At 73.9% G+C, this 18,454-nt stretch carries 8 protein-coding genes, 1 other RNA gene and 1 pseudogene; 2 read left to right on the forward strand and 8 right to left on the reverse strand.

Annotated elements, in window-relative coordinates:
* The first annotated feature begins 79 nt into the window (after positions 1–79).
* Positions 80–835 carry a YqeB family protein gene (locus ACZ4Z4_RS00710; RefSeq protein ID WP_468320274.1) on the forward strand — a complete coding sequence of 252 codons (756 nt, stop codon included), beginning with the start codon at positions 80–82 and terminating at the stop codon, positions 833–835.
* On the opposite strand, the gene ACZ4Z4_RS00715 is transcribed toward ACZ4Z4_RS00710, so the two are convergent.
* The 3 genes from ACZ4Z4_RS00715 to ACZ4Z4_RS00725 are packed head-to-tail and all read right to left on the reverse strand — an operon-like array spanning position 812 to position 12,743.
* The gene (locus ACZ4Z4_RS00715; protein WP_468320276.1) at positions 812–8,101 is read right to left on the reverse strand and encodes a MupA/Atu3671 family FMN-dependent luciferase-like monooxygenase; all 7,290 of its coding nucleotides are present in this window, start codon (positions 8,099–8,101) and stop codon (positions 812–814) included. The two genes, ACZ4Z4_RS00710 and ACZ4Z4_RS00715, sit on opposite strands and share 24 nt — an antisense overlap.
* On the reverse strand, positions 8,098–11,448 hold the full coding sequence (locus tag ACZ4Z4_RS00720; protein ID WP_468320278.1) for a type I polyketide synthase: 3,351 nt from the start codon (positions 11,446–11,448) through the stop codon (positions 8,098–8,100). The genes ACZ4Z4_RS00715 and ACZ4Z4_RS00720 overlap by 4 nt, the downstream gene beginning before the upstream one ends.
* A complete protein-coding gene (locus ACZ4Z4_RS00725) occupies positions 11,445–12,743 on the reverse strand; it encodes an MFS transporter (protein WP_468320280.1) in 1,299 nt (432 codons plus the stop codon). The genes ACZ4Z4_RS00720 and ACZ4Z4_RS00725 overlap by 4 nt, the downstream gene beginning before the upstream one ends.
* A 258-nt stretch (positions 12,744–13,001) precedes the next feature.
* On the opposite strand from ACZ4Z4_RS00725, the gene ACZ4Z4_RS00730 reads away from it, so the two are divergent.
* A complete protein-coding gene (locus ACZ4Z4_RS00730) occupies positions 13,002–13,220 on the forward strand; it encodes a response regulator transcription factor (protein WP_362994646.1) in 219 nt (72 codons plus the stop codon).
* A 3-nt stretch (positions 13,221–13,223) separates the two neighbouring features.
* Here ACZ4Z4_RS00730 and ACZ4Z4_RS00735 read toward each other — a convergent pair whose 3' ends face one another.
* From ACZ4Z4_RS00735 to ACZ4Z4_RS00755, 5 genes and pseudogenes are all read right to left on the reverse strand, one after another.
* A complete protein-coding gene (locus ACZ4Z4_RS00735; protein WP_468320283.1) occupies positions 13,224–14,621 on the reverse strand; it encodes a DEAD/DEAH box helicase in 1,398 nt (465 codons plus the stop codon).
* A 114-nt stretch (positions 14,622–14,735) separates the two neighbouring features.
* An RNA gene (gene rnpB, locus ACZ4Z4_RS00740) (RNase P RNA component class A) lies at positions 14,736–15,141 on the reverse strand.
* Between the two features lie 130 nt (positions 15,142–15,271).
* Positions 15,272–16,054, reverse strand: a pseudogene (locus ACZ4Z4_RS00745) (DMT family transporter); the annotation flags it as partial.
* On the reverse strand, positions 15,966–16,919 hold the full coding sequence (locus ACZ4Z4_RS00750; protein ID WP_468320286.1) for a helix-turn-helix domain-containing protein: 954 nt from the start codon (positions 16,917–16,919) through the stop codon (positions 15,966–15,968). The gene ACZ4Z4_RS00750 and the pseudogene ACZ4Z4_RS00745, both read right to left, overlap by 89 nt.
* A 36-nt stretch (positions 16,920–16,955) precedes the next feature.
* Positions 16,956–18,398 (reverse strand): RNB domain-containing ribonuclease, encoded by a 1,443-nt coding sequence (locus ACZ4Z4_RS00755; RefSeq protein ID WP_468320289.1) that lies wholly within the window; start codon positions 18,396–18,398, stop codon positions 16,956–16,958.
* Between the last annotated feature and the right edge of the window lie 56 nt (positions 18,399–18,454).

Raw genomic sequence — 18,454 nt, forward strand, 5'->3', positions numbered from 1 at the left:
CTTTCGGCGGCTGTGCCGGGCCCGTCCCCGCTCCTAGCGTCGTGGGAGACGACCGACAGGGCGGAACGCAGTGCACGGGATGGCGGGCGAAGAGCTCGGCAAGGCGCAGGGCACGGCGCGGGGTACGACCACGGCGCTCGGGCCTCCGCGGGGTGATCTGCTTCTGCTGCTCGTCGGCTTCCCCCTCCTCGGGCTGCTGCTCGGCCTCGTCGTGCCGCGGCTCGCCCGCTGGGCCTCCGGGTCGCCGGTGCTGCCGTGGCGGGACGGCATCGAGTTCGTCGGCAGGCTCGACGCGCCCTGGCAGACCGCGCTCGTGATGGCCGCCGGCCTGGTGGCCGGACTCCTCGTCGCCTTCGCGGCGCTCGACGAGACGGTGTCGCTGAAGGTGTCCGACGAGCGGGTGCACGTCGAACGGGACGGCCGGACGCGGACCTTCGAACGCGCCGCCGTCTCGGCCGTGTTCCTCGACGGCAAGCACGTGGTGCTGCTCGGCGCGGACTCCGGCGAGCTCGTGCGGGGCGAGCACAGCGCGCGGGCGGCCGCGCTGGCCGCCGCGTTCCGCGCGCACGGCTACCCGTGGCGGGACGGCGACCCGCACGCGGCGCTGTTCCACCGCTGGATCCCCGGCACCCCGGACCTGCCCGCCGAGGTCCACGCGCTCCTCGCGGCACGGAAGGCCGCGCTGCGGCGGAAGGCGCCGCGGGACGCGAGGGACCTGGTCGGGACGGTGCGGGGGCTCGGTTACGTCGTACGCGACGAGGGGGCGGAGCAGTACTGGCGCCCCCTCGCCGGGGATACGGACGGGGCCGGGTCAGAGGGCGGACGAGTCCGGTGACTGCGCCCGTAGCGCCTCCGCCGCCTCCCTCGCCAGGAGTTCGACGTACGCGGTGGTCCAGGCCTCGACCGTGGCGCGGTCCCACAGGTCCGTCGAGTACTCCAGATATCCGGAGAGGACGTCGCCCGTGGGGACCAGGCCGAAGTTGAACTCGGAGCGCGCGCCGGGGACCGCGAGGTCCTCGACCGCCGTGGTGACGCCCGGCAGGTCGATCTCCGTCTCCAGGGAGCTCTGGTACTGGAAGCCGAGCGGCAGCCGTTCGGGCACCTCCGTACCCAGTGCCGCGCTCACGTCCGCCGCCACCGTGCGGATCGGCGCGGCGTGGTCGATGGCCCCGACCGCGGTGCGCGCCACCTGGTCCACCAGTGCCCCGAACGACGCGGCCCCGCCGCCCCGCACCCGCAGCGTGAAGGACGAGACCGTGCAGGCCGCGAGCGCCTCGAACTCGCGCCGCTCGCGGTTGGCGTAGGAGATGCCGAGCACGACGTCCGGCCCCTCCCCCACCTCCGCGACAAGCCGCGCCAGCGCGGCCGCCGTCACCACGAACGGCGTCGTGCGGTGCCGCCTGGCCAGCGCCTCGACGTCGGCGCGCGCGGCCCGGTCCACGGTGAACAGGACCACGTCCCCGGCCCCGCTCAGCTCCGCAGGACGCGGCCTGTCCAGCGGCAGCGGCATACCGAAGGGGGCGCCCTTCAGCTCACGCGTCCAGTACTCGACGAGGCGGCCCTTGTCCTGCGTACGGCTCCGCTCGCGCTGCCAGCGCGCGTACTCGCCCGGCTGCGGGACGTCTGCCGGAAGGCCGTGCGGGGTGCCGGTGGCCGCCGCCCGGTACAGCGCGGCGAGTTCCCGCAACAGGATGCTGACCGACCAGCCGTCGCAGGCCGCGTGGTGCAGGACGAAGAGCAGCGCCCACCGGTCGGGCCCGGTGCGCAGCAGGCGCAGGACCGGGGCGAGTTCCGCCTCGATGTCGAAGGGCGTCGCGGCCACGTCCGCCGCGGTGCGTTCCGCCTGCTCCTCGGCGTCCGCCGCCGATCCGTACCGCGCGAACAGGTCCTCCTCCGGCAGCTCCACCGGCCGGGCCGGCAGCACCTCCTGCCACCACTCACCGCCGTCCTCCACGAGGCGGGTGCGCAAGCCCTCGTGCCGGGCGACGAGCCGGGTGAGCGCGGTGCGCAGGGCCGGTACGTCGAGGGCTCCCGTCAGGGCGAGCCGCATCGCCACGTTGTAGATCTGCGGGCGGGGGTGCGTGCGGTGCCGGGTGATGAAGGCGCCCTGCTGGGCGGTGACGGGGGCGCGCACCGGCACGCCTCCGCCTCCCCCGGCGTCTCCCGCGAGGTACGCCGCCATCGCCCGCAGCGTCGGCTCCTCGTAGAAGCGCGCCACCGGGTACTCCGTGCCGAACTCCTCGCGCACTGCGTTCGCCAGCCGGATCGCCGTGATCGAGTGGCCGCCCAGCTCGAAGAAGGACGCGCCGGCGTCGATGGACGCCGCGTCCACCTCGAACTCCGCCGCCCAGAGCCGCTTGAGGCGCGCCTCGATGTCCGGCGTCGAGGGTGCCGCGTGTGCCGGGGGTGCCAAGGGTTGCGGGGCGGTCGAGGTGGTGAGGGTGGGGGTGGGGAGTGCGGCGCGGTCCACCTTGCCGTTGGGGGAGAGGGGGAGTTCGGGGAGCACGGCCCAGGCGTGGGGCACCAGGTGGTCCGGGAGGCGGGCCGCGAGCTGTGCCGTCAGGCGGTCGGCCAGGTCCCGCTCCCGGGCCTGGGGGGCCGACGCCGGTACGACGTAGGCCGCGAGGTAGGCGTCGTCCCGTCGGTCGCGGCGGGCCAGGACGAGCGCGTCCCGGACCTCCGGCAGGCCGTTGAGGACGCGCGTGGCCTCCTCGGGTTCGACGCGGTGGCCCCGTATCTTCACCTGGTCGTCGGTCCGGCCCCGGAACTCCAGCGCCCCGTCACCGGTCCAGCGGACCAGGTCGCCCGTGCGGTACATCCGCCCCTCGGCGCCCAGCGGGTCGTCGACGAAGCGCTCCGCCGTGAGCTCCGGCCGGCCCAAGTATCCGGTGGCCACTCCGGGGCCGCCGACGTACAGCTCCCCCACCTCACCGGCGGGCACCTCCCGGCCGTGCTCGTCGAGCACCCGCAGGGTGACGTTGTCGACGGGGCGGCCGATCGGGATCGGGCCGTCGCCGGAAGGGTCCGGCTCCACTGTCCCGACGGTGCACAGCACGGTCACCTCGGTGGGGCCGTACACGTTCACCGTCTCGTACGGGACACCGGGGCGCGGGCGGGTGCGCAGCACGTCGCCGCCCAGCAACAGGTGCCGCAGCGGGGGCTGTTGTGCCGCGGGAAGCGTGAGGACCGCCTCGCCGAGTGCCGTCGGCAGGATGGAGAAGGTGATCCGCCGGTCCGCGTACCAGCGGGCCAGCGCCGCCGGGTCCCTGCGGACCGCCTCGTCGGCCACGACGACCGTGGCGCCCGCCGTCAGCGCCGGCCAGATCTCCAGCACGGCCGCGTCGAAGCCCTGGCTGCACACGGCGGCGCTGCGGTCGTCCGCGGTGAACCCGAAGCGTTCGTGGTGCCACTGGCAGAGGTCCACGACGGCCCGGTGCGGGACGGCCACGCCCTTGGGGGTGCCGGTGCTGCCGGAGGTGTAGATGGCGAAGCAGAGGGAGTCGGGGGTGGGCCGTGCCCCGGCCGGGCCGCTCAGGGGCGCCGGGGGCGCCTCGGTGGCGGTGGCTTCGGTGATGTCCAGCAGTGTCGTCCCGGTCGGCCACGTCGGTCGTACGCCCGCGTCTGCGGCCCGCGCCGCCCCGTCCACCACCACGATCCGCGCGCCGCTCTCCGCGACGACGGCCTCGGCCCGCGCCGTGCCCTGTCCGGGGTCCAGCGGCACGTACCCGCGCCCCGACTTGAGAGCCGCCAGCATCGCGACGATCAGGTCGGCGCCGCGCGGCAGCCACAGCGCGACGGGCGCGCCGCCGCCGTCCGCGGTCCGCAGCACGGCCGCCAGGCGCTCGGCGCGGGCATGCAACTCGCCGTAGGTGAGCGTCACTTCACCGCTGACCACGGCGGTGCGGTCCGGGGCGACCTCGGCCCATCGCGAAGCCAGGGAGTCGACGGTGCTGAGCGTCCGCTCCCGGACGGGGCCCTGCCGCCACTCCCGCGGCACCACGGCCGGAACACTGTCGGCCCCCGCGTCCCCAGCGACCCCCACCGCCTCCGCGAGGACGTCGCGGAACGTCCCGAAGAACGCGTCGACCGTCGCCTCGTCGAAGAGGTCGGTGTGGTACTCCAGGTGGCAGCGGATGCCGCCAGCATTATCGGCGTTGTCGGCCTTGTCGGTGAAGTACACGCTGAGGTCCGTCAGCGCCTTGTCGGGCCCCGAGTCGAGCGGTGTCGCCCGCACCCCGGGCAGGTCGAAGTGGAAGGGGTCGCCGGTCTCGAACTCGGCGAGCGTCTGGAAGACGGGCGTCCGGTCGAGTGTGCGGGGCGGCGCGAGCTCCCGCACGACCGCCTCGAAGGGCACGTCCGCGTGGTCGTACGCGTCCAGGGCCACCCCCCGCACCCGGTCGAGGAGCGTGCCGAAGTCCGGGTCGCCGGAGAGGTCGATGCGGAGCGCGAGGGTGTTGACGAAGAAGCCGACCACGTCCTCGTACTCGGGGGTGCGGTCGGACATCGGGGTGCCGACGACCAGCTCGTCCTGGCCGGTGACGCGGCGCAGTGCGGCGGCGTAGCCGGCGAGCAGGGTCATGAAGAGGGTGCTGCGGTGTTCGCGCGCGAACCGGCGGACGGCGGCCGACAGTTCGGGGTCGAGGGTGCGGAACAGGGCGCGGCCGTGGGAGGTCATGACGGCGGGCCGGGGCCGGTCGGTGGGGAGCCTCAGCACGGGAAGGTCGCCGTCGAGCGTCTTCTTCCAGTACGCGAGGTCCTCGGCCGCCTTCGGGCCGCCGAGCGCGGCGCGCTGCCCGCGGGCGTGGTCGGCGTAGGTACGGGTGAGGGCGGGGAGCTCCGCGGCCGGGGCGCCCGGCAGCTGGGCGCGGTAGAGGGCGGAGACGTCGCGGGCGAGCACGGCGGCCGAGGCGGCGTCCATCACGATGTGGTGCAGGGAGAGGACGAGGACGTGCCGCCGCTCGCCGAGCCGGACGAGGCGCGTGACGAACAGCGGGCCGTTCGCGAGGTCGAAGCGGCGTTCGCTCTCGGCCTTGAGGGTGGCGGCGACGGCGTCACCGGGGCCTGTGCCGTCGACGACATCGAAGTCCACCTCCCCCGGCGGGAGCGTGAACTGCCGCGCCTCGCCGTTCACTTCGCGGAACACGGTACGCAGCTGCTCGTGCCGTTCGGCGAGGCCGGAGAGCGCGGCGCGCAGCGCGGGGACGTCCAGGGGGCCTTCGAGCTCGATGGCCTTGGTCTCGTTGTACGCGGTGCGGCCCGGGAGCATCCGCTCCAGGAACCAGACGCGCTGCTGCCCGGGTGACAGCGGTGCCCCTTGGTCGGCCGCCGGTGCCGGGCGTGAGGTGGGTGCGGGCTCCGGTGGCGCCACGTACGCCCGGCGCAGTCCGTCGAAGTGGGTCAGGCCGTCCCGCAGCGCGGCGGGCGCGACACCGAAGTCGACGAGTCCGACGATCTCGTCGGCGCCCGCGGCGCGCACCGCGTCCACCACGGGCCGCACGCTCTCGGGGCTGCCGATGAGGGCCCGCTGGTCGCAGTAGCGGTCGTAGGCGCGGCGGAACACCACGTCCAGGTCGTCCTCGGTCATCGCCGACAGGTCGATCCGGTGGCCGAGGCTGTTGGCGACGTTGCCGAAGAGGGAGAGGGACGAGCGCATGTACCGCGACAGCGGCTCGCGCGCCTCGGCACGGGCCGTCGCGTGGTCCTCGGCGAGGTAGGTGTGCAGCAGCACGGCCACGTGCCCTGCGTCCGGGTCCAGGCCGCACTCGGCGCGCGTGCGCCGGTAGCGGGCGACGTTGTCGCGGAGCTGCTCGACGCTCTGCGTCATGAGGTTGGTGACGATGCCCACGTCGTGGCGGGCGGCCAGCTCGTACGAGGCCGGGTTGCCGACGACGGCCGTGTACATCGGCGGGGCGTCCTGGACGGGGCGGGGGAACAGCCGCAGATCGCTCTCGCCGTCCCCGGTGGTGCGGCGCACCGGATCCCCGCGCCACAACTGCCGTACCTGCGCGACCTGTTCGTACATCATCTCCCGGTGCGAGCCGAAACGCTCGGGGAAGAAGACGAAGTCGTCGGCGTTCCAGCCGCTGGCGCAGCCGATGCCGATCCGGCCGCCGGAGAGGTTGTCGACCATCGACCACTCCTCCGCGACGCGGATCGGGTCGTGCAGCGGCAGCACCACGGAGCCCGCGTTGATGCGGACGCGGCTCGTCTCACGGGCGAGCGCGGCGGCGAGCACGACGGGGTTGGGGAAGAGGCCGCCGAAGGAGTGGAAGTGCCGTTCGGGGATCCACAGGGAGTGGAAGCCGTTGCGGTCGGCGAACCGGGCCGTCTCCAGGAGGTGGTCGTACTTGCCGTGCTTCGGGGTCGCCTCGTCCTGCGGGTAGTCGCCGAAGAAGTAGACGCCGAAGTCGAGGGGGCGGGGCTTGGGTTGGGCCGGTTTTTGCTGCTCCGGCTGCTCGGACCGGGCCGCGGCCGCGCTGTTCCAGGCCATGGCCTGCGGCTTGACGGGCGCCTTGGCAGGCGCCTTGGCAGGGCTTTTGGCAGCGGCCTTGGTCGGGTCACCGAGGGGGAAGCCCGCCGCGCGCAGCTCCCGCAGCGAGTCCTTCACCGCGTCGACGATGAACTCGACGTCGCCGTCGGAGTGTTCGGTGGACAGGAAGAAGTTGCGCCACTCCCACACGTGCACGCCGCGCAGCATGAGGTGGTGGTACAGCAGTTCCATGTCCGCACGGTGCTCGAAGCGGAACATCGAGCCGAAGTGGCTCAAGCTGAGGGCGTACCCCTCCGCCTCGAAGAACGCGTTGAGCGTGGCGGCCATGGCGTCGGTGCGGGCGTTCAGGCGCTCCTGGAGCCGCGGGCTGTGTTCCTTGAGGTGGGCCAGTACGGCACGGGTGGCGACCATCGACACCGGGTGCTGGATGTACGTACCGCCGAAGAACGTGGTGTCGGCCCGCGGATAGCTGTCGTCCCCGTACTGCCAGTGGCCGCCGTCGATGCCGTCCATGATGTCGGTGCGGCCCGCGATGGCCCCGATGGGGAAGCCGCCGCCGAGCAGCTTGCCGTACGTCGCCAGGTCGGGCGTGACGCCGTAGAGCTCCTGGGCGCCGCGGAGCGCCGGGCGGAAGCCGGTCAGCATCTCGTCGAAGAGCAGCACGATGCCGTGGCGCCGCGTCAGCTCGCGCAGCCGGCGCACGAACTCGGCGGGCCGCAGCGACGGGTGGCGGCTCTGCACCGGCTCCACGACGACCGCCGCGATGCCCGCGGCCTCCCGCTCGATGACGGCGAGGCTCTCCTCGCTGCCGTACGGCAGGACGAGCAGGTCGGCGACGGCGTTGTGCGGGACGCCCGCGGACATCGGCACGGTGGTGAGGCCGTCGCCGCCGGTGTGCGGGGAGCGGCCGAGGACGTTGTCGTTGTGGCCGTGGTAGGCGCCCTCGAAGGTGATGATGCGGGAGCGTCCGGTGGCGGCGCGGGCGAGCCGGATGGCCGCGGAGTTCGCCTCCGTGCCGGAGTTGGCGAAGGCGACGCGCTCCATGCCGGTCAGCTCGGCGAGCAGTTCGGCGGCCTCGCCGGTCTCCACGTTGCGCGGGCCGAGCTGGATGCCGCGCGAGAGGTGCTCGCGGACCGCTTCGGCGACGAAGGCGGGCTCGTGGCCGAAGAGCAGGACGCCGAAGCCCATGGTGATGTCGACGTAGCGGTTCCCGTCGACGTCCTCCAGCCAGGAGCCCTTCGCCCGCCGCCCCGCGATGGGGTACAGCATCTCCTTCGTACTGCTGCGGAAGCCGACCGCCGCCCTGCTGTCGGCGAGCACGCGGCGGTAGCGCTGGGTGATGCTCTTCGAGGTGGGCGTCTTGGCGGTGTAGCGGCGGACGAGGTCGTCGAGGTGGGCCCGCTGGCTGTCGGAGGCGTTGCCGCGGAGCATGCCGGAGCCGCGGGCCACCTCCAGGCGGGGGCCGTGCTGGGCCGGGCGCGGCGCCGGAGTCTCCTCGGCCGCCGCCGTCGCCCCCATCTGTTCGGTGATGCGCCGCGAGAGGTCGGCCATCGCGGCGAGGTCCGCGTCGACCGCGGCGGAGACGGAGCCGGGGGCGGGGTGCGCGGTCATCGGTCCTCCCGCGCGGCCCGGGAAGACTGCTGGGCCGTCTGGGCGGCGAGCAGCTGGGAGAGCTGGCCCATGAGTTGCAGCTGCATCTGGGTGAGCTGGTGGACCTGGCGTACGAGGTCTTCGACCTCCTGCCGGGTGGCGTACTCCGTGGAGGCCGCCGGGGCGGACGGGACGGCCGGGACGGCCGGGACGGCCGCGGGAACGGGCGCTACCGTCGGCGCGGGGGCCTGCTCGCGGGGCGCCGGTGCCGAGGGCTCAGGCTCGGGCCCGCGCTCGGGCCCGTGCTCCGGCCGCGCCCCGACGCGCCCCGCCGCCTTCCCCGCGATGATCTCCGCGAGCCGCCGCGCCGTGCCCGCCTCCTCGAAGAGCTCCCGCATCGACACCTTGACCTGGTGCTCCTCCTCCAGCTCCCGGAGCACCCCGATCATCTGGAGCGAGTCCGCGCCGAGGTCGAAGAAGGAAGCGTCCTCGGCTATCTCGCTCGTGTCGTAGCTGAGGTGCTTCGCGGTGACCTTGATGATGTGCTGGAGCACGCGCTCGACCGCTGCCTCGTCCTGTGCCACTTCCGCCCCACCCCTTGCCGGTTGTTCGGGTCGTTCCGGTTGTTCCGGTTGTTCGGGTCGTACGGGCCGGGGAAGGAAGTTCTCCGGCCCTGTCCAGTAGTCCTTGTGCTGGAACCGGTAGCCGGGCAGGGGGATCCTGCGCCCCGTCCCGCCCATGAAGGCCCGCCAGGCGACGGGCGCGCCGGCCCGGTACAGACCGGCGGCCGCGTCCCACAGCGGTTCGAGCCCGGCGCCGCGCCGCAGTGAGGGAAGGGCCGCCCGGTCCGGCAGCTCCTGGCGCGCGAGGCCGCTGAGCGTCGTGTGGGGGCCGATCTCCACCAGCACGCCCACCCCGTCGTACGCCGCCGTCCCCAACTCCCGCAGTACGTCCGCGAATCGCACCGGCTCACGCGCCTGCCGTACGAAATAGTCGGCGTCCGGCACCCAGCCGGGCGCCCGGGTGCGCCCGTCGAGGCCGCTCACGAACGGCACGTCGGCCGGGCGCGGCCGCACGTCGGCGAGCAGCTTCCGCAGCCCGTCGAGGACCGGGTCCATGAGGGCGGTGTGGAAGGCGTGCCGCACCGGGAGTTCCCGTGCGTGGACGCCGCGTGCGGCGAGCAGCTCCGTCAGCCGCGCCATGGCGCCCACCGGGCCCGCGAGCACCTGGTTGTGCTCGCCGTTGGTGACGGCGAGCTCCACGCCCGGTACCTCGGCGGCCAGCTGCTCCGCCGTGGCCCGGTCCGTCGGGACCGCGACCATCGCGCCGGGCTCGCACCGGAGCCGCATGAGCCTGCCGCGCTCCGCGGTGAGCCGCAGCCCGTCCTCGGCGGACAGCACGCCCGCCGCGTACAGCGCGCCGTACTCCCCCACGCTGTGCCCCGCCACCACTCCCGGGGCGATTCCGGCCTCGCGCCACAGCCGGACGAGCGCGCACTGGAGCGCGAAGAGCGCGGGCTGCGCCACCTCGGTGGGCCAGACCGGCTCCTCCTCGCCCGCCTCCAGGAGCAGCGGGCCGAGGAGGCTGTCGCCCCCGGTGAGCGCGGCGAACTGCCGCTCGCAGGCGTCCAGGACCTCGCGTACGACGGGGAAGCGCTCGTGGAGAGCGCGGGCCGCACCCCGGCGGAGGCTGCCCTGCCCCGTGAAGAGGAACCCGGCGCCACCCTCACGCGGTATCTGCGGCCGGGGCTGTGTGAGCCAGTCGTCCAGGGCGCCGGTGAGCGCGGCCACCGTGTCGCCCCGCACGGCGAGCCGGTGCCTGCGGTGGGCGCGGCCGAGGGCCTGCGTCGTCACGAGGTCGCCGACGTGTGTCCCGGGGTGTGCGTGCAGGTGGTCGCGGAGGGCCGTGGCGTTGGCGGCGAGCGCCTCCTCCGTGTGGCCCGCGACCAGCAGGAGGCCCGGGGGCGGTGGGGCGTCGGCCGGCCGGGGCGGGGGCTCGGGGGCCTCTTCCAGGACGACGTGGACGTTGGTGCCGCCGACGCCGAACGAACTGACGCACGCCCTGCGCGGCACGTCGCCCCTCGGCCACGGCCGCGCGGCTTCGGGGATGTAGAACGGACTGGCCGCGAGGTCGAGGGCGGGGTTGGGGCGGCGGAAGTTGGCCATCGGCGGGATGACGCCGTGCCGCAGGACGAGGAGGGCCTTGACCAGGCTCGCGAGGCCCGAACACACGTCGAGGTGGCCGATGTTGGCCTTGACCGAGCCGAGCGCGCAGTAGCCGGTGCGGTCGGTGTCGGCGCGGAACGCGGCGGTGGCGCCCTCGAACTCGATGGGGTCGCCCTTGAACGTGCCGGTGCCGTGCGTCTCCAGGTAGCCGATGGAGCCCGCGTCGACGCCCGCCCGCGCCAGGGCGCGGCGGATCGCGCCGCGCTGGCCGTCCGCGCTGGGCGCGGTGAACGCCTTCTTGTCCGCGCCGTCGTTGTTGACCCCCCAGCCCCGGATGACGCCGTGGATGTGGTCGCCGTCCGCGACCGCCCGGTCGAGGCGCTTGAGCACCACCGCCACGACGCCCGTGCCGCCGACCGTGCCGTCCGCGTCGGCGTCGAAGGGCCGCAGGTAGCCGCTCTTGGAGAGGATGGACCCCTTGACGTACTGGTAGCCGACCACCTGCGGCACGTGGAGGGCGGTGGCACCGGCGACAGCGATGTCACACTCCCCGGCGGCCACGGACTGCGCCGCGAGGTATACCGCGGTGAGCGAACTGGAGCACGCCGTCTGGACGTTGACGGCGGGCCCCGTGAGGCCGAGGCGGTAGGCGGCGCGGTTGGCGGTGAAGTCGGTGAAGTTGCCGATGGTGACCTGGAGTCCGGCGACCCAGTCCGGGATGTCGCCTCGGAGGACGTTGTTCTGTAAATAGGTCTGGAGGGAGTAGAGGTGGTAGCCGGTGCTCGCGTACACGCCGACGTCGTGCCGGCCGTGGTCCCCGGGGTCGCCCTCGTGGTGGCCACCGTGCCCCCCGGGATCGCCCTCGTGGCCGCCCGCGTACCCGGCGTTCTCCAACGCGTGGTGCACGCACTCCAGGAACAGCCGCTGCTGCGGATCGGTGATCCGGGCCTCGTGCGCGCTCATCCCGAAGAACGCGGCGTCGAACCCCGCGATGCCGTCGAGGACCCCGCTCGCCCCGACGAACTCCTCGCTGCGGTACGCCTCTTCGGGCACTCCGGCGGCGGCCAGCTCGGCGTCGGTGAAGCGGCGGATGCGGTCGGCGCCGTCGTGGATCGTGCGCCAGAACTCCTCCGGGGTGTCCGCACCGGGCAGCCGGAAGGACATGCCGACGACGGCGACGGCGTCAGGCCCCTTGGCGGTCATCTGACCTCACTCTCGCTCTCCACGGAACTGCCGCCCTCCACCAGGGCGGTCACCGCCTTGCCCCGCGCACGCGCCCGCCCCTGACGCACCATCACCACGAACATCCCGAGGCACAGGACGATCGCGAGGCCGTGCAGCAGCCCCACCACCTGGAACGGTGAGAAGTGGTCGAGGAGCGCGCCGCTGATCAGCATCCCCAGGCCGAAGCCGGTGTTCTCGACCGACGCGGAGAGCCCGAAGAGCCTGCCCCGCTGCTCGTCGGGGGCCGCCTGGAGGCGGGTGACGTAGGCGATCTCGGTGAGCCCGTCGGCCATGCCGGCGACCAGGGCGGCCACGACCGCCACCCCCGTGGGCAGCCCGGCGAAGACCACGATGAACGCGGCCGACATCACGCAGGCCCCGATCGCGAAGGCCCGCTCCCCCGGCCCCTGCCGGCCACCGCGCCCGCCCCACCGCCCGCACGCCTGCTGCATGACGATGTTGCCGATGGCCCACGTGGCCCAGAACTGGCTGATGAACGTGGCCGGATGGGACGGGTCGAGGTCGCTGGAGTACACGGGCAGGGCCACGTTGTGGGACGAGGACCCGAGGCCGTCGGCGGCCCGCAGGGCGATCATGAGGGCGAGGACGGGCGCGGCCCGCAACAGAAGCAGCGCCCCGGCGCCGCGCCGCTCCACCTCCCGCTCGACACCCTCTTCCACATCGGCGCCGGACCTTTCGACGCCCCCCGCCCCCGGCTCGGCCCTCGTCCGGATCGGCAGCGAGAGCAGCACGCACGCGGAGACGGCGAAGGTGGCGGCGTCCAGGGAGATGGCGGCGACGTAACCGAGTTGCGCGACCACGACGCCCGCGGAGGCGAAGCCGGCGATCATCGCGAGCGAACGCCCGGTCGCGAGCAGCGAGTTGGCGCGCAGCCGCAGGTCGCTGCCGACGATCTCCGGGATGCTGCTGCGCAGCGCGACGCCGGAGAGGGTCGAGCAGAAGCCGGTCACCACGGCCAGCACGTAGAGCAGCCCCGCACGTCCCGCGTCCGGGGCGATCAGCAGCGCTATCATGGCGGCGCACTGCGTCAGATCGGCACCGACCATCAAAATCTTGCGGTCGTACGCCGAGACCAGCCGACCGCTCACAAAGCCGGACACGACACTGGTCAACAGGCGTACGGCCATGAAGATCCCGGCGGCCAGGGCGCTGTCGGTCACCTCGTAGACGAACACGTTCAGGGCGACCATGTTCAGGTAACTGCCGTACGCCGAGACGGCGTTACCCGCGACGAGCAGGCGAAAGTGGAGCAAGCGTTCCCCCCTGGTCCGCGCCGGGCTGCCATTCAGAACGTGCACGGCTGCCGCTCAGCCGAGACCGCCTTCACACTCGCCCGCACCGATCCACGCCTACAGTCACCCGAATTGGGGACTTGACACCGCCGGTGGCGCTCAGTAGCGCAGCGTTTCCCCTGGGTATGCGGGGATTCCTTTCTGTTTCTCCACGACCGTGGTTAGATCACGTTGCGGCCACAGCCGCTGTACGTGTTGACAATCCCTCCCGGAGGGAAGATGCCAGTAGACAGCCGCCCGCAGAACGCACCGGCGTTGTCCCACAGGGAGCGTCAGGTGTTGGCCCACATAGCGGCAGGCCTCTCCCACAAGCAGATCGCCAGACGTCTGGGCATCAGCGTGCACACCGTGAGCACATACCTGCGCCGCATCCGCAGCAAGCGCACGGCGCCCACGGTGGCTCATCTGATCCACCTCAGCCGCACCGAGGGCTGTTGACCGTCAGCCCCCGCGCCGCACCCGCGCCGCCCTCCGCGCCTCCGCGAGTTTGCGGGCCTCGCTGGACTTGCGGGACTTCCCACCCGTAGCGCCGCCCGCGCCACCCGTGCCGCCTGCGCCGCCCCCGCCGCTCCTGCCGCGCGAGGGGTCCTTGCTGGTGCCGAGGCCCCGGAAGGGCGTGTTGACGTTCTTGGGGCGGGCCGTGCCGGGGCCGCCGTCGAGCGGGGTGCCCGAGGGGGCCTTCGCCCCGGTGATCCGGGTCAGCTCCGCCTCGCCCGAGCGGACCTTGGTGACCGTCGGCTCGACGCCGGCCTCGGCCAGCAACTGGCTCATCTCGCGGCGCTGGGCGGACAGCACCAGGGTGACCACGCGGCCGGACTCGCCGGCCCTGGCCGTGCGGCCCGCGCGGTGCAGATAGTCCTTGGGGTCGGTCGGCGGGTCGACGTTGACCACCAGGTCGAGGTCGTCGACGTGCAGCCCGCGGGCCGCGACGTTGGTCGCCACGAGGGCGGTGACCTGGCCGCCCCTGAACTGCGCGAGCGTCCTGCTGCGCTGCGGCTGGGACTTGCCGCTGTGCAGGGCGGCGGCGTGCACCCCGCTGTCCCGCAGGTGCTGGGTGAGCCGGTCGACGGCGTGCTTGGTGTCGAGGAACAGCAGGACGCGGCCGTCGCGGGCGGCGATCTCCGTGGTGACGGCGTACCGGTCGGGGCCGTGGACGACCAGGACGTGGTGGTCCATCGTCGTGACCGCGCCCGCGGACGGGTCGACCTCGTGGACGACGGGATCGTGGAGGTAGTCGCTGACCAGCTGGTCGACGTCACGGTCCAGGGTGGCCGAGAACAGCATGCGCTGGCCGTCCGGGCGCACCTGGTCGAGGGCCTCCGTGACCTGCGGCAGGAAACCCATGTCGCACATCTGGTCGGCCTCGTCGAGGACGGTGATCCGCACCCGTCCCAGGCGGCACGCCCTGCGCTCGACGAGGTCGTGCAGCCGCCCCGGGGTGGCGACGACGACCTCGACGCCGTCGCGCAGCGCGGCGATCTGCCGGCTGATCGACACACCGCCGACGACCGAGGCCATCCGCAGCCGCAGCGCCTCGGCGTACGGCGTGAGGGCCTCGGTGACCTGCTGGGCGAGCTCACGGGTGGGTACGAGGACCAGCGCGAGCGGCTCCTTGGCCTCGGCGCGCCGCCCGGCGGTCCGCGCGAGCAGCGGCAGCCCGAAGGCGAGCGTCTTGCCGGACCCGGTGCGTCCGCGGCCCAGGACGTCGCGCCCCGCGAGGGCGCTGGGCACGGTCGCGGCCTGGATGGGGAAGGGCTCGGTCACGCCGAGCGCGGTGAGCGTCCGCAGCAGGGGGGCCGGCAGGTCGAGGCCGGCGAAGGAGGAGTCCTGGTGGGTCATGGCGGGCCTTCCGCATCGGGAACGTACGCGTACCGAGGAAGGCCCGGCAGGCTTCGGCCCGGCGGGCGCGGACCGCAGTGGAGCTCCGCTCCGGCCGGGCCGGAACGGGTGGGGCAGACGAGCCGGGCTGTACGCCGGGTTCTGTCCCGCGGGTCCTCACGGACGTCGCGGTGACGGCCATCCATCTAGGGCCGGCATTGCTGCCGGCCTCGTGCGGTCTACCCGCGGACTCGGGCGGGCAGCCCTCGAACGTCCGCGCAGAGCGCTTTTCACGGCGCTCCTTTTGACCTTGCTCCAGGTGGGGTTTACCTAGCTGCCCAGGTCACCCTGGGCACTGGTGGTCTCTTACACCACCGTTTCACCCTTACCGGGGGCCGAGGCCTCCGGCGGTCTGTTCTCTGTGGCACTGTCCCGCGGGTCACCCCGGGTGGCCGTTAGCCACCACCTTGCCCTGTGGAGCCCGGACGTTCCTCGGGAAGGTCCCCCGAAGGGGTCTTCACGCGGCCGCCCGCCCGGCTCGTCTGCCGTGCCGACCATGTTACCCGTCGGGTCCCCCGGCCCGGCCCCGCGGCCGCCGTCGCCGTCCCCGTCGCCAGGAACGAGCCCGCGAGGATCAGCGCGAAGGCCGCCACGACCTCCGCCGTGAGGGGCTCCGAGAGGAAGGTGACGCCCGCCGCCACCGCGACCGCCGGGTTGACGTAGGTGAAGACCACCGCCCTCGTCGGACCCGCCTCCCGGATCAGTTCGAGGAAGACGACGAAGGCCAGGGCCGTGCAGATGACGCCGAGGCCCGCGAGGGACAGCAGCGTGTGGCTGTCGGGCATCGCCTCCGGCCAGGTGGCCGCCGCCGCGGGGGCGTAGACCAGCGCGGCCAGGGTCAGGCAGGGTGCGATCAGTTGCAGGGTCGGGATCCCGCGGAGGTGGCGGGCGACGATCAGCGGGGCGATGGCGTACCCGAGCGCGGTGAGCATGACCTCCGTCAGGGACCACGCGTCGCCGCCCGTCACATGCGGCACGGTCAGCACCGCCACGCCCGCGAGGCCAAGACCCAGGCCGGTGAGGCGGCGCGGGCCCAGGCGTTCCGTGTCGCCGAAGAAGCGGGCGAGGAGCGCGCCGATGATCGGCACGGCGGCGATGAGGAGCCCGGCCGTGGAGCTGGAGATGCGGCGCTCGGCGTCGGTCAGGGTCCACCACGGGCCGAGGATCTCCACCGCGGCGAACACCAGCATGGGGCGCCAGTGCGTCCGCAGTACGCGGGTCAGTCCGCCCTGGCGCACCGCGAAGGGCAGCAGCAGCGCCGCGCCCAGCGCGCAGCGCGTGAAGACCACCATCGACGGCGACAGGTCACTGTCGACCGCCACCTTGATCATGAGGTACGGGATGCCCCAGAGGACTCCCATGAGTGAGAAGAGGAACCAGCCGCGTGCCGTCATGCGGGGAGTCTCGGCCGCGGCGGCGCCCCGCGTCTTGAACGCTGTTGCGGTACGCCGCCGGGGTCACCCCGAGCACCCTGCGGAACCAGCGCGTGAGGTGCGCCTGGTCGGCGAAGCCCACCAGGGACGCCGCCTCGGCCGGGCGCAGGCCCGCCTCCAGGTGGGCGCGGGCCCGCTGCACGCGGTGCTGGGCGAGCCAGGCGTAGGGCGGCATCCCCGTCGACGTACGGAAGGCGCGCAGGAGCTGGTAGCGGGAGAGGCCGAGCGGCGCGGCGAGTTCGGCGAGGGTGGGCGGGGCGAGGAGCTCGTCCGCGAGGCGGTCGCGCACGGCGCGGGCGATGCGGTCGGCGCCGGGCACCCGGTCGTCGAGGGGCCGGGCGGTGCCGTGTCTGCGGGCGAGGGCGGCGAGCAGCCACGGGATGCGGGACTCGGCCTCCAGCGGGTCGGCGTGGGCGCTCAGTCCGGTGTGCGCGGCGCGCAGGGCGGCGGCGAGGTCGGGGTCGTCGAGGACCGGGTCGCGGAAGTGCGGCGGGGTCGCGGTGCCCTCGCCGAGGAGGGACATCGACGGGTACATGGCGCGGTAGGCGTAGCCGCCGGTCGCGCCGGGGCCGCCGGTGTGCACCTCGCCGGGGGCGAGGACGACGATGGAGCCCGGCCCGATGTCGAGCCGGCCGCCGCGGTAGTCGATGACCTCCGAGCCGCCGACGCCGACGCCGACGGCGAACTCCTCGTGGCAGTGCGGTGCGTAGCGGTGCCGGTCGAAGCGTGCGGTGAGCAGGTCGAGGGTCTGGCCGTGGGGTCCGACGGGGGCGCGGGCCCACACCGCCAGCTCGCGCGAACGCGCCGGCGTCGCTTCCCGGTCCATGTGGCCGCTCCCCCCGTGGTGCTCGGCCGACCGCCCTCACGCGGGTGCGAACCGCACCTTCGCCGTGCCGGGGTCGGCCCGGGTGAGCCGGACCCTCACCCGCTCCCCCAACGGCAGCTCCGCCGTGCCGCCCACGATACGGGCCACGATCGCCGGTTCGGTCAACTGCACGGTGCCGGACGTGGGTTCGCCTTCCTTCACGTCCACCACCACCGCGTCGAAGAGCTCCCCGACCCGCTCCTTCAGCAGCGCGGCCTCGACGATGTCCACACACTCCCGCTCCACGGTGTTGCCGCGCCGCGCCCCGTCCGCCATCTCCTCGGGCAGCTCGTCCAGGGCGGCGAGGACCCACTCCGGGGGCGGCACGTCCGCGCAGGCGGCGAGGGCGAGCTCGGCGGCGTAGCGGTCGACGAGGCGGCGCAGGGGCGCGGTGCAGTGGGCGTAGGGGGCGGCGACCGCGGCGTGGGTGGTGAGGTCGGGGATCCGGCCGCCGCTGAACGGCGTGTAGCCCGCGCCGCGCAGCAGCGTCGTGCACTCCTGGAGGAAGGCCGCGTGGTGCGGCTCGCGCGGGTCGAGGGAGCGGACGAGCCGTGCGTACGGCATGTGGTGGGGCCAGTCGATGTGCAGGGCCGCGGCGGTGCGGCGCAGCCGGCCCACGGCTCCGTCGGGGGCGCTGGGCAGCGTCCGCAGGATGCCCGCCCCCGAGGCGATCATGAGCTCGGCGGCGGCCATGCCGGTGAGCAGCGAGATCTGCGCGTTCCAGCCGTCGGCGGGGAGCGGGGCGCGGAAGGTGAGCTCGTACGCTCCGTCGCGCTCGACGATCTCCTGCTCGGGCACCCCGAGCGAGATCCCGCCCCGCTCGACCTCCTGCCGCTCGCGGAGCAGCCCGATGTCCCGCAGCAGCGCGACGGGTTCCTCCGCGGTGCCGCCGTCGATGGCCTTCTGCACGCCTTCGTAGTCGAGCTTCGCCCGGCTGCGTACGAGGGCCCGGCGTACGTCGGTCGCCTCGGCACGCCCGTCCGCGTCGAGGTCGATGGTCCACAGCACGGCGGGACAGCTCTGGCCCGGCAGCAGGCTGGCGGCGCCCTCGCTCAGCGCGGCGGGGTGCAGGGGGACCTTCCCGTCGGGGAAGTAGAGGGTCGTCACCCGCCGGTGCGCCTCGGCGTCCAGCGGCCCGCCCGGCGCGACGTACGCGGCCACGTCGGCGATCGCGTACCGCACCCGGAAGCCGCCGCCGTCGCGCCGCGCCAGGTGCATGGCCTGGTCCAGGTCGACGGAGGCGGGCGGGTCGACGGTGAAGAGGGGGATGTCCGTGGCGTCGTACTCCGGCAGCCGGGGCGCGGCGGCGGCGCGCTCCGCCTCCGCGAGGACCTCGGCGGGGAACTCGCCGGGCACGTCCAGTCTCGTACGCAGCTCGCGCAGCGCGGTGCGCAGCGGGGCGTCGGCTGCGGCGGTCACTCGAAAACGACGACGAGGCATGCACCGAGCGTAGGCCCGAAGGCCCCTCCCGGCACGCACACCCACGCCCCCGTACG

This window comes from Streptomyces sp. NPDC030245, assembly GCF_055572995.1.

Excerpts from the sequence above, each read along its gene's own strand:
- ACZ4Z4_RS00735 (WP_468320283.1), bottom strand. The coding sequence starts at position 14,621 with ATGACCCACCAGGACTCCTCCTTCGCCGGCCTCGACCTGCCGGCCCCC.
- ACZ4Z4_RS00750 (WP_468320286.1), bottom strand. The coding sequence starts at position 16,919 with ATGGACCGGGAAGCGACGCCGGCGCGTTCGCGCGAGCTGGCGGTGTGG.
- ACZ4Z4_RS00730 (WP_362994646.1), top strand. The coding sequence starts at position 13,002 with ATGCCAGTAGACAGCCGCCCGCAGAACGCACCGGCGTTGTCCCACAGG.
- ACZ4Z4_RS00755 (WP_468320289.1), bottom strand. The coding sequence starts at position 18,398 with ATGCCTCGTCGTCGTTTTCGAGTGACCGCCGCAGCCGACGCCCCGCTG.
- ACZ4Z4_RS00715 (WP_468320276.1), bottom strand. The coding sequence starts at position 8,101 with ATGACCGCGCACCCCGCCCCCGGCTCCGTCTCCGCCGCGGTCGACGCG.
- ACZ4Z4_RS00720 (WP_468320278.1), bottom strand. The coding sequence starts at position 11,448 with ATGACCGCCAAGGGGCCTGACGCCGTCGCCGTCGTCGGCATGTCCTTC.
- ACZ4Z4_RS00710 (WP_468320274.1), top strand. The coding sequence starts at position 80 with ATGGCGGGCGAAGAGCTCGGCAAGGCGCAGGGCACGGCGCGGGGTACG.